This is a genomic window from Sulfurovum sp., from assembly GCF_041551015.1.
Classification (GTDB): domain Bacteria; phylum Campylobacterota; class Campylobacteria; order Campylobacterales; family Sulfurovaceae; genus Sulfurovum.
Genome location: NZ_JBFENQ010000055.1, coordinates 1 through 10886, shown reverse-complemented (window position 1 = coordinate 10886; position 10886 = coordinate 1). Strand labels below are relative to the sequence as shown.

13 protein-coding genes are annotated in these 10886 nt (G+C 38.1%); 5 read left to right on the top strand and 8 right to left on the bottom strand.

Translation table 11 applies throughout. The features are described 5' to 3' along the window. Both ABZC96_RS05125 and ABZC96_RS05120 read right to left on the bottom strand, forming a co-directional pair. The coding region (locus ABZC96_RS05125) for a fructosamine kinase family protein (RefSeq protein WP_373029552.1) at window positions 1-455 on the bottom strand (455 nt) is incomplete at its 3' end. Continuing rightward, window positions 456-674, bottom strand: a complete 219-nt coding sequence (locus tag ABZC96_RS05120) for a hypothetical protein (protein WP_373029551.1) — start codon at window positions 672-674, stop codon at window positions 456-458. A 101-nt stretch (window positions 675-775) separates the two neighbouring features. Between ABZC96_RS05120 and ABZC96_RS05115 the strand changes: the two genes are divergently transcribed. Together ABZC96_RS05115 and ABZC96_RS05110 are read left to right on the top strand one after the other, a co-directional pair. Continuing rightward, the gene (locus ABZC96_RS05115; RefSeq protein WP_373029549.1) at window positions 776-1162 is read left to right on the top strand and encodes a cytidine deaminase; all 387 of its coding nucleotides are present in this window, start codon (window positions 776-778) and stop codon (window positions 1160-1162) included. Window positions 1163-1202: 40 nt separating this feature from the next. Continuing rightward, a complete protein-coding gene (locus tag ABZC96_RS05110) occupies window positions 1203-1556 on the top strand; it encodes a thioredoxin family protein (RefSeq protein ID WP_373029548.1) in 354 nt (117 codons plus the stop codon). Here the strand turns inward: ABZC96_RS05110 and ABZC96_RS05105 are convergent. Together ABZC96_RS05105 and ABZC96_RS05100 are read right to left on the bottom strand one after the other, a co-directional pair. Then, window positions 1553-2521 carry an AAA family ATPase gene (locus ABZC96_RS05105; RefSeq protein WP_373029546.1) on the bottom strand — a complete coding sequence of 323 codons (969 nt, stop codon included), beginning with the start codon at window positions 2519-2521 and terminating at the stop codon, window positions 1553-1555. The genes ABZC96_RS05110 and ABZC96_RS05105 overlap by 4 nt on opposite strands. 72 nt (window positions 2522-2593) lie before the next feature. After that, complete coding sequence (locus tag ABZC96_RS05100) at window positions 2594-4471, bottom strand: TRAP transporter large permease subunit (RefSeq protein ID WP_373029545.1); 1878 nt, start codon at window positions 4469-4471, stop codon at window positions 2594-2596. 147 nt (window positions 4472-4618) lie between these two features. Between ABZC96_RS05100 and ABZC96_RS05095 the strand changes: the two genes are divergently transcribed. Beyond that, entirely contained in the window at window positions 4619-4882 is a 264-nt protein-coding gene (locus tag ABZC96_RS05095; RefSeq protein ID WP_373029544.1) for a hypothetical protein, read from the top strand. Between the two features lie 27 nt (window positions 4883-4909). Then, window positions 4910-6313, top strand: a complete 1404-nt coding sequence (locus tag ABZC96_RS05090) for a CHAD domain-containing protein (RefSeq protein ID WP_373029542.1) — start codon at window positions 4910-4912, stop codon at window positions 6311-6313. A gap of 1 nt (window position 6314) precedes the next feature. Here the strand turns inward: ABZC96_RS05090 and ABZC96_RS05085 are convergent, their stop codons facing one another. Further along, on the bottom strand, window positions 6315-7109 hold the full coding sequence (locus tag ABZC96_RS05085; RefSeq protein WP_373029541.1) for a hypothetical protein: 795 nt from the start codon (window positions 7107-7109) through the stop codon (window positions 6315-6317). Window positions 7110-7173: 64 nt separating this feature from the next. Between ABZC96_RS05085 and ABZC96_RS05080 the strand changes: the two genes are divergently transcribed. Further along, the gene (locus ABZC96_RS05080; RefSeq protein WP_373029539.1) at window positions 7174-7605 is read left to right on the top strand and encodes an META domain-containing protein; all 432 of its coding nucleotides are present in this window, start codon (window positions 7174-7176) and stop codon (window positions 7603-7605) included. Window positions 7606-7608: 3 nt separating this feature from the next. On the opposite strand, the gene ABZC96_RS05075 is transcribed toward ABZC96_RS05080, so the two are convergent. The 3 genes from ABZC96_RS05075 to ABZC96_RS05065 form a co-directional block, all read right to left on the bottom strand. After that, window positions 7609-9063, bottom strand: coding sequence for a Mur ligase family protein (locus ABZC96_RS05075; RefSeq protein WP_373029537.1), 1455 nt, complete (start codon window positions 9061-9063; stop codon window positions 7609-7611). Beyond that, a complete protein-coding gene (locus ABZC96_RS05070; RefSeq protein ID WP_373029536.1) occupies window positions 9060-9791 on the bottom strand; it encodes an alpha/beta fold hydrolase in 732 nt (243 codons plus the stop codon). Before ABZC96_RS05070 ends, ABZC96_RS05075 begins: the two co-directional genes overlap by 4 nt. 202 nt (window positions 9792-9993) lie before the next feature. Continuing rightward, a complete protein-coding gene (locus ABZC96_RS05065) occupies window positions 9994-10713 on the bottom strand; it encodes an isoprenylcysteine carboxylmethyltransferase family protein (protein ID WP_373029535.1) in 720 nt (239 codons plus the stop codon). Between the last annotated feature and the right edge of the window lie 173 nt (window positions 10714-10886).

The window sequence follows — 10886 nt, the reverse complement described above, 5'->3', positions numbered from 1 at the left end:
TCGTAACAGATTCTTGCCATAGGCATGATACGCATCTGTCCGAGAAAAAGTGTCCAGTTGTACTGGGTTTGTTCATTTTTTTGAGGGAAAGGACCAATGGTGGTATCATAATAATAACCATACATATGACTTTCATTTGTTATGGTATGCAAGGTACTTAAAAGCTTTGCAGCTTCTATCTCTTCAGTATATTTGGTTTGTTTGACACTCTCAATGCATTCAAGTACTAAAAATGAATCTTGAGCCAGTATGACTTTAGGTACACGTATCTTAGCATCATGCAGATCACCTAACATTTTTGCTTCTATAGCCAGTTTATCTACCTTTGAGGAGGTCTTTAGCACATATGTTTGTCCCTCTACACTGGCTTTATAAATACTGCCTATCTGCCCTTGCTGTAAAAAGTCCAATGCCTCTACTTTTTGGCCTAAAGCTTCACTGAGTTTTGTTTGCACTTAAATGTCCAGGTCATCCCAAAATTCATTAAAGTCGAGGTTGGTCATTGCATTCTCATCAAATTGGTTTTTCTCCATGAGTTTCTGTTGTTGAGACTCAAAGTACTCTTCGAGTGCTTCTTCCAACATGGTATTGATGTTTTTGTTGAGTATCTCTGAAAAGCTTTTCAGACTTTCTACCGTGGTTTGTTTGAGTTCTAATTTTATATGTTGTTCCATATTGGTATTTTACTGTAAAGAAGTCTGTTTTCTTCTTTTTCTCAATGGTACAAATATTTTGATATACTGCCATATGAGAGTTCAAAACAAAAAGGAATAGTGTGACAGTAGAAGTATTGATAGAAACCGCACGTAAAATAGTAGGCAAATATCAGCTTAGTAACGCTGACTTTTCTGCAGGGACTGTAGGTGCTGCACTTTTAACATCCAAAGGAAATGTCTACACCGGTATCAACATTGAGGTAGCATGTGGTATCGGATTTTGTGCAGAGCATTCTGCCATCGCTGAAATGTTAAAAAACAGAGAAACGCAGATCGAAATGATCGTTGCAGCCAATGCAGACACCATCATCCCTCCATGTGGACGATGTAGAGAACTACTCTTTCAAGTTGACAATAAGAACATACATACAAAAGTCTATCTCTCTACAGAACACTATATGACCCTTGATGAACTCCTACCTAATCGATGGGAACCAAGTATATAGAAGAGTAACAAAATAAAAGTAAATCTAGCTACACTTACATATGGAACTTACAGATAAAAATTATGAAACGATTATAAAAAACAATGAAGAACCGGTCTTTATAGACTTCTACTCACCCACATGCGGACCTTGTCAAATGCTCACTAAACTCATAGATGATAGACTGGAACAGTATGGTGAAAAAAATGGTGTTAAAGTGCTAAAGTGCGATGTCTCAAAAAATCCTAAACTTGCATCTGCATTCAAGATACGTTCTGTGCCTTTTACCATAGCCGTACTCAAAGATGAACAGCTCAAATACCCAGAAGTAGGACTCAAACACGAAACATATTACTTTGAACTCATAGACAAACTGGCAGGAAAAGGGTCATTCTTGAGTCGGCTTTTTACCTAAGTTTTTGGTAGTGGTACCTGTCCTAAGATAATATCTATGATCTCTTCTGCAGTTCTTTTATTAGTAAGGGCATGTTCACTGATGACTAAACGATGATGAAAGACATCGTGGATAACAGCTTGTACATCTAGCACTGTCATTTCATCTCTTCCCTGCATCCATGCATTAGCTTGCGCACATTGTGTAAGTGCTAGCGTTGCTCGAGGGCTTACTCCAACATCGATCATCACTTCAAGTTGTTTACTGTATCTAAGTGGATAACGTGTTGCAAAGACCAGTTCTACCATATAATGCCCAAGTGCATCACTGAATTTCACTTGAGCAACCTCACGACGTGCAGCAAAGATCATTTCTTGAGAGATCTTTGCTTTAGGTGTATCTTCTTTAAATCTCTCTTCTTGTATCATTTTTATCATTGCAAATTCTGCATCCATCTTCGCATAGTCGATCTTCACATGCATAAAAAATCGGTCTTTTTGTGCTTCTGATAAAGGAAAAGTTCCCTCTTGTTCCAAAGGGTTTTGTGTTGCCATGACGATGAAGAGTTCAGGAAGTTTATGTGTTTGTCCTGCTACTGTAACTTGTCGTTCTTCCATAGCTTCAAGCATGGCTGATTGTATTTTAGCTGGAGCACGGTTGATCTCATCTGCTAAGATAATATTCCCAAAGATAGGTCCTTGATGAAAATGAAATGTTTGTTTTCCATCTTCATCATATAATAGTTCAGTACCTATAACATCCGAAGGAAGAAGATCAGGTGTAAATTGTATACGTGAAAACTTACCTTCGATCGCATCTGCCATCGCACGTACTGCTCTGGTCTTTGCAAGTCCTGGCAATCCTTCTACAAGTATATTACCATCAGCAAGCAATCCCATGATCAATCTTAAAACAATATGTTCTTGTCCCAAAACCGATGCATTCATTCTATCTTCTAATGTTTGAATGGCTTCTCTTGGTGTCATTTCTGTCCTTTTGATTCATCTCGATATTATCATACCTATAAATCACTTATAGCATCTATCAATTTATCTATACTACTTTCCAAACAGATAGATCAAATCTGGATAAAAAATGATGATAAGCAGTGCCAGAACCTGTAACCCTATAAACGGAATGACCCCTTTGTAAATGGCTACCGTACTTACTTTGTCACCGGCTGCACCCTTAAGGTAGAAAAGTGCAAAGCCAAATGGTGGTGTCAAGAATGATGCCTGCAGGTTCATGGCAATGAGTATAGCAAACCATACAGGATCTATACCAAATGATGCTACTATAGGTACCAATATAGGTACAACAACAAAGGCTATCTCGATGAAATCAATGAAAAATCCCAGTAGAAAAATAACCAGCATTGCGATAAGGATGAACATCCATTTATCTTCCATATCTCCTGTAAAAAATTCCATTGCCATATCTCCACCACCCAACTCATTAAAGACCAGTGAAAAAGCCGTGGCTCCAATGAGTATCATAAAGATCATCGCCGTAAGTTTGACCGTCTCTATAGCTGCGTAGCGTACCATCACATAAGAGAAGTTTCTTTTGCCTAAAGCCAATAACATCGCACCTAAAACACCTATGGCAGCTGACTCTGAAGGTGATGCGATACCTGCAAAGATAGACCCCAGTACCACCCCTATGAGTAGTAGAGGAGGTATGATCTCTTTGATTGCTTCTTTAAGTACATCTCCATACGATTCATCTAAAACGATAGCCGGTGCGATCTCTTTATTCAAGTATGAAATGACCAGGATGTAAATAACATAGAGTGCTATGAGTAAAAGCCCTGGCACTACAGCTGCACGAAACAGGTCACCCACACTTAAGTGCATCTGATCACCAAGGATGATAAGAACGATAGAAGGAGGAATAAGTTGTCCAAGGGTACCACTCGCAGCGATAGACCCAGAGGCCAGTGAAGCAGAGTAGTTATGTTTAAGCATCAAAGGAAGTGCGATAAGACTCATCATCACAACTGATGCTCCAACGATGCCTGTGCTTGCAGCAAGAATGGCTCCAACTAGTACCACCGAGATAGCCAAACCACCTCTAACAGAACCAAAAAGTTTTCCCATAGAGAGCAACAAGCCCTCTGCCATCTTGGACTTTTCCAGTATCAGTCCCATGAAAATGAAAAGCGGGACTGCCATAAGTGTGGCATTTCCCATGATCCCATAGGTTCTGTAAGGCAACATTTCAAGGGTAGCAAGCCCTACTTCATTTGAAATGACAGCAAAAAGCAGTGCTACCCCTGCAAATACAAAAGCCACTTGAAAACCTGCCATGAGCAAAAACAGTGTCAATGCAAACATTAAAAGTACAGGATCAAACCAATACTCCAAATCATAATGGTTTGCAGTGTAGACAAGTCCACCAAGCAAAGATACGATACCCAAAACACGTAGTAAAGTTGTTTTACTCTCCAGTTGTTGAAGTGCTTTAAATACTTCACTCAGTGCTTGTATAACCAGAAGTATAAAAGAGAGTACCAACACACCCTTGATGAGATAACGATGCGTCAATCCTCCTGGATCACTTGAAATTTCATTTTGCAGATAACTCTGTGTCAGCATATCTATGGAGTCAGACAAAAAGACCAAAGAAAAAGGAATGACCAAGAGTAACATAGAGAATATCTGCACAATGGCTCTAGTTTCTTTACTGTAACGCTCAAAAAAAATGTCTACCCGTACATGTTTGTCATGTTTGAGCGCATAGGTCAGTCCCAGTAAAAAGATAACATCAAAAAGATGCCACTCTATTTCCTGAAGTGCTATGGAACCTGATGAAAAAAGGTAACGCATGACTGCATCATAAACTATCAAGAGAGAAAGAACCACAACTAAAAATGCTGCCAATATCCCTGCATATTTTGAGATACTGTCTAGGAAATAGGAAAATTGTGCACGCATAGCTATATGTCTCTTTTAAATATATTTTTTTAATTTTATCTTTTTTGTGATGAGGGGTTGCTTGCCTTAGTATAGCCCTCATGCTCACTTTATAAAGTAAAATGTATCTCTAATAAATTATGATACAATTTATAAAAAAGGATTTCTATGTTACAAGCAAATATGAAGAGTGTGATTAAGTACGCGATTGAGCTTGATATAGACTATATTGAGAGTTTCTTAGGATATGAAGGTGATAAAGTTTTGGAATTCATTACCAAAAAAAAAGAGGTTGTTGATCTTATAGAATCATATGCAAAAAATCTGGGCTTAGACTCTAAATTTGAATATGAAATAACAGGAAAACATGGTCCTTGTTATAATATATTTATAGGGGTTGAAGATCCTTCTGTTTTTAAATTAAAAAATTAATATATAATCTCTTACTTAGGGAGATAAATGAAAGAGATAGAAAGAAAATACCTACTTAAAGCCTCTATTACTTCTCTTATAGAGAAATATGCTCTGGAAAAACATAAGATCACCCAATTTTATACAACCATTACACCCAATAAAAGCGTACGCTATAGACAAATGAATGATCGTTATTTTAAGACTGTCAAACGTGGTATGGGTGTGTCAAGAGATGAAGAGGAAGTGGAGATATCTGAAAAGAAGTTTCACAAAAATCTTGAAGGTCGTATCAAAGATCCTGTAGAAAAAAACCGATATATATTTGAATTTGAAGGTAAAGAATACTCCATAGATGTGTTTAAAAAAGATCTAAAAGGTCTCTACATACTTGAAATAGAGTTTCCCAACATGAAAGAATTTGAACAGTTCAAACTTCCTAAGATACTTAAAACACATGCCATCAAAGATGTCAGTTATGATGAGGCTTATAAAAATAAGAACATGGTTTTACAGGGGAGCCCCCATTCATCTTCTGATCTCAATGTCATCTTTAAAGACCTTGATACAAAGAATGGTAAAGAACTGGATGCCTATTTCATTCCCAATCTCTCACCTATCAATGCACTTCGTGTTATTTTGTACAAGTTTTCTCTTTCTATACTCTTCTATAAAAAGTGTATTGTCTCACGTAATGATGAGGAAGACCTGCACCAGTTTAGAATTAACATTAGAAAATCCAGAGCTTTTTTAAAAGAGTTTGCTTTTCTTTTTCCCAAAAAACATTACTCTTATTTTAATGAAAATCTGGACACATTTGCAACGAAGACAAATAAAAAACGCGACTTGGATGTCATTAAAGAACGTTTGGTACAACTTGGTGATGATCATGACATGATTCAAAAAGACATACAACGACAACGAAAGCATGAACAGCAAAATATAGAGCAGATGTTAAAAAGCAAAAAATTTAAAGATTTTTTTCACACTTATCAAAATATATTAAAAGAAGAAACACTTCTCACTCCTGACAATAACACTGGCACCATAGAGTATATTGCCACAAAAGTCATTAAAAAGTTGCACCGAAACATCATCAAGAAGATCGATGCTTTGGAAAAAGATTTTGATGACAAAAAACTCCATAAGATCAGGATCTCGCTCAAAAAACTTCGTTATCTGCTAGAAGAGTTTCAACATATTTTTGGTAAAGAAAAGATCGAAAAGATGATAGAAAAAGGTAGAAAACTACAAACATTACTCGGAGATTTCAATGATACCGTCAACCAAACAAAACTGCTTCATAACTATTTTGCATCCAACAAGATGATATCTGACAGTGAAGCACTTGAACATCAATTACTGGACAAAACAACCAAGAGTCAAAAAGAGTTAATGCTGAAAGCCAAGAAAAAGCTACATAAGTTCAAAAAGAAAGCTCTCAAACTCTAAACTATCTCCAGTAGGTCTCCAAACGCACATTCCAACCTTTTCTCCAGCGCTCTTCACCACGTGCAGGAGGAGAGTTCTTGATACGTCTGCTTAGCATTGCTTTGGCTGATTCTGCGAAAGATTTCAGTTTGTTTGACTCCTTTGGATCCATATGTTCTAGTACCTGGAGAAGTCCCCAGCCTTGACCATTGTAGCGTTCACTTTCCAGTGTGCCTTCACCTTTGAAGTTAGTGTAGTCCAGAAGCACATAAAGTCCCCTTTCGTTTACAGAACCATCTTTGTTATGTAGCACTTCATAAAAACGTTGTTTGATCAATTCTTTCTTTTCAGGTTTGTCTATAGTCTCTAGCATTTGAGGCAAAGCAGCACTTAAACGCTGTGCCATAAAAGCTGCCTGTTCTGGCATGGTTGATTTAAGAAAAGTAAACAACTCTGTATGCTTTTTACTTTTTGCCTTCTTCGCTGCATAAAATTCCGCCTTAGAATTCCAAGGCAGTGGTGTTTTGGAGTTAAGCCAACTTGGCATCTCTACTCCCTTTTCTTCCATGAAAGCAAGTACCATAGGGAAGACTTCTCTAAAACGTTCCGTATGTCCTTCAGAGAACCAAATGAAATGCCCTATCCCTACAGAAGCAAAGTCTTCACCCTCGTTCCAGTGCACCAGATACTTGTCAAGACCTGCACCTTCATTCTGCCATACTTTTTGTGCTATGAAGTGAGCTTGTTTATCCGTAAGCTTAATATCTGTACCAAAAAGTGTCGACAGTGCTAAAAAAATGAATAAAATTACTCTCATACATACTCCGTTAATCATTTAAATGTAATACTCTCATTATACTATATAATATGGGGAGTTTTAAATGCTTGACAAAAAAACACTTATGGTTACTCTATTGGTATCATTATGTACCAGTTATCTATCCGCTCAAACGAAAAGTGTAGACGTTGATGATCTTCATGGGAACTGGCACTTACGTACAATGGATGGGCAAGATGTACGAGAAGCCAGAGCCATTTTAGACTTTGATGCAAAAAATATGAAATTGAACGGATTTGATGGGTGTAACCCTATGTACAGTGAGTTAAAAACCAACGATAAAACCATACAATCTACAAAACTTTCAACCAGACAAAATGCTTGTAGACAATCTATACACAGTTATGTGAGAACAAGACTGCACAAAACAGTAAAAGAAGGGTTTACTGTTACAAAAGCCAAGCAAAAAGGTATAGATGGAATTCTCATCAAGAGCTCAAAACATGAACTCTTTTTTAAATGGATGAATTCTTAATATTTATACAAAACTCGGAGCATCATTAGCAAAGAGTATCAGATCTCCAGGACGTGTTTGCTCTACGAGCATCGCCTCCATCTCACTCTTGGTAGCAAGTTTAACCAACTTGTCTGTCTCTACATGATCTTTAAAAATTGCATAGTTCAAGTCTCCTGTCACAACAACTACATCAAACACTTCATTAGCCCTTTGTGCAACTTGGACATTCAGTTCATCATCTACTTCAACAAGCCCTGGAGTGATAACTACTTTACGTCCTTCGTATGTGCTTGCCAAATCAAATGAAGCCATCATTCCATCGATATTTCCATTGAAACTGTCATCCAGTATTACTTTTCCACCAGCATCAATACGCTGTAGTCTATGATCTACAGCTTTAAGAGTAGAAAGACCTTCTTGTATCTGCTCATCACTGAGTCCAAGCTCTTTAGCCACAAGTACAGCTGCGGCTAAATTCATAGCATTGAATGCACCTAAGATACTTGCAGAGTATCTTACACCATCAAGTGTAAAGCTTGTGCTATCCAGTGTAGCTTTAACATTTTCTATCACATACTCCGGAGCAGCTTCTATAGTACGTATGTCCAAGTTCTCTTTACTTCCAAAAGTATGTACATTTGACTCTGGCTTGACTCTAGCACTTTCATGTACCCACGCCTCTTTGAGTCTCTCTGTTTTGAGTATCTCCATCTTAGTGTTACGGATGTTCTCCATCGTCTTAAAGTACTCTATATGTGCAGGGCCTATCTTGCCGACTACAACATAATGAGGGTTTACAAAAGTACTGATCTCAGCGATGTCACCCTCACCTCTTGCACCCATCTCAACCACATAGACTTCTGTGTCATCAGGCAGATCATCATTGACATCTTTCATCACGCCACCAAGTGTATTAACAGAGCGTGGTGTAGCGTAGGTTTTATACTTAGCCTTGAGTAAATGCTCTATATAGTTTTTTATGCTTGTCTTTCCGTAACTGGCTGTAATTCCTACTACAATGAGATCTTCCATCGCTTCTATCTTCTTTTGTGCCTTTATTTTAAACCCGTTAAAGAGCATCTTTTCGATAAACATGGAGACAAAATAGGCTAAAAAGAGTGGCAACACTACAGCAAAGTGCTTAAAGACTACAGCGATGAAAAGAGCAAAAAGTATTAGCGCCGCGTAGAAACGTTTTACCCTTCCTGTAAACACCAAAGGCTTATCAAGTCCTCTATACCACTGAACCAGTAGTGCCAAATAAGCGATGACTACAACAAAACCATACTCACTCATACCATCAACAAAAGCATAAAGTGCAAATGGTACCAGGAAATAAACAAAGTGCCACCATGTCTTGGTATGGTGAAAAAGTACACGGTTTAACCTGTAGCTGTACCACTGTAAATTCGTGATAAAATAGTAGCCTATAGCCAAAATAAAAAGTGCGTAAAAAATAGAGTTTAGTAAAATCATTGAGTCATATCCTTGCAGTGTTCTGTAATCGCTTTGGCGATAAAATCTTTATGTGTTAAAAAGAAAAAGTGATCTCCATCCAATGGATAGAAGACACTATTCTCTATAAGTCCTGCTATCTTTTCCCCTGTATACAGTGGTGTTGCAGTGTCTTCTTTACCCCAAAAGCAAAGTGCCTTGCTTTTACTTTTAGCAAACTCGGCTTCAAAGTCCTCATCCACTACATTTTTAAAGGTCTCATACATTTCATGGCTCATCCCTTGTGCATCAGGAGCTACAAAAAGTTCTCGTATCTTCTTCATCCCCAGAGGTTTAAGGAGTTTAAATGTAGCTATCTTCACTTTCACAGACCATGGCTTAATGGTTACTACACCTGCACTTGACAGAAGTACTAAACATGGTGTATTCAGTAATGTAGAGACCTTACCACCAAAAGAGTGTCCCATGGCGATGGTAGGTGTAACATCTAATGCATCTAAAAAAAGCTTTACAATATTGGCATAATCTTTTGTGTTCAAGACCATCTCATTGCTGCTCTTACCAAAACCTGGCATATCTAAGTATATATGCTTGTAGTCTGGTAATGTATTACCAAAAGCCTGTCTCATGATCTCTTTATTACTTCCCCATCCATGAAGTATAAGCAGCACCTTATCTTGTGCAGGATTCACCAATTCATAAGCAAGTTTAAAAGTCTGTTCTTTGTAACGTATCTCTTTAGATGCCATATTTCACCATTTATTTTAAATTGAATTATTTTAACATAAAGGTACTATTCCTTGGCTTCAAAGATTCAACAGTATCTGTTAATTGTATGACAATAACTCAAATTACTCTTGGAGATAAAACCTTATAAAGTTATATATTTTATAAGATTTTTGATTGGTCTTCTTTTATTTTTTGGCGCTTTCAATTGTGTATTAGATACTCTCAGTAGATTCCGGGAAATAGGCGATAGCGTACACGCCTTGCATAATCTCGATACCCCGGCAGCTCCTCATGCAGGGTTTTGTCTTCCAGTGCAGTTCTTATCACTGCTATGACAAACGCCGCCGCTGTAGGGATAAGGGTCCACATTGAGTTCAAGGCCATTATGATGCCTGCAAGTGCCAGAAGGTTCCCGGCATAGCCAGGGTGGCGTACTATTGCGTAAGGACCACTGTCGCAGACTGAATGTCCCCGATCCGTTTGGATATGCACTGTACTGGAGAAAAAACGGTTCTCTATTAAAGCCCATGCGGCAAATGCGTATCCAATCACGATGAAAATAAGACCGAGAATGGTAAGCCATGTCGAAAATGAAGGTGTCCACCCATAGCGGTGATCCAATCCTGCGACGATAACAAGGGGGAATGAGAGACTTATTGCCATCAACGGGGCAAGCACTTTATCCCATGGTTTCGCATTCTTAGCTTTTTCCATGTTAACCCGTTCTACCAAAATTCCCGGATGCTGTTTTTCTGCCAATATACGTCCGCCAACACCGGCAAGAAAGAACAGCACGAAAAAGACCCAGGCCTGCCACCAGCTAAAATCTCCTCCGCAGACCAGAAGGATCAGTGGGATGAAGAGATGCAAGATGATCAAACCAAACCACAGGCGAAGGCTTGGAGCTTGATTTATGTTTGGATCAACGGTTTTCGATGTCATATTTTTACTCCGAAACAAGCCGAAATTACAATGAGTGGCTTATGATAAACATGTGCTGCCCAACTATTTATTAGAGGAACAAAATTCTTCTATCCCCTTTATTGAAGTATAGGTAGTATAGCATAAATGTCTTGTTTGCAAAACCTTATAAAATTATATATTTTATAAGGTTT

Coding starts and splice junctions, on each gene's coding strand:
- ABZC96_RS05120 (WP_373029551.1), bottom strand. CDS start 674: ATGGAACAACATATAAAATTAGAACTCAAACAAACCACGGTAGAAAGT.
- ABZC96_RS05095 (WP_373029544.1), top strand. CDS start 4,619: ATGTTACAAGCAAATATGAAGAGTGTGATTAAGTACGCGATTGAGCTT.
- ABZC96_RS05090 (WP_373029542.1), top strand. CDS start 4,910: ATGAAAGAGATAGAAAGAAAATACCTACTTAAAGCCTCTATTACTTCT.
- ABZC96_RS05085 (WP_373029541.1), bottom strand. CDS start 7,109: ATGAGAGTAATTTTATTCATTTTTTTAGCACTGTCGACACTTTTTGGT.
- ABZC96_RS05070 (WP_373029536.1), bottom strand. CDS start 9,791: ATGGCATCTAAAGAGATACGTTACAAAGAACAGACTTTTAAACTTGCT.
- ABZC96_RS05075 (WP_373029537.1), bottom strand. CDS start 9,063: ATGATTTTACTAAACTCTATTTTTTACGCACTTTTTATTTTGGCTATA.
- ABZC96_RS05100 (WP_373029545.1), bottom strand. CDS start 4,471: ATGCGTGCACAATTTTCCTATTTCCTAGACAGTATCTCAAAATATGCA.
- ABZC96_RS05065 (WP_373029535.1), bottom strand. CDS start 10,713: ATGACATCGAAAACCGTTGATCCAAACATAAATCAAGCTCCAAGCCTT.
- ABZC96_RS05080 (WP_373029539.1), top strand. CDS start 7,174: ATGCTTGACAAAAAAACACTTATGGTTACTCTATTGGTATCATTATGT.
- ABZC96_RS05105 (WP_373029546.1), bottom strand. CDS start 2,521: ATGACACCAAGAGAAGCCATTCAAACATTAGAAGATAGAATGAATGCA.
- ABZC96_RS05110 (WP_373029548.1), top strand. CDS start 1,203: ATGGAACTTACAGATAAAAATTATGAAACGATTATAAAAAACAATGAA.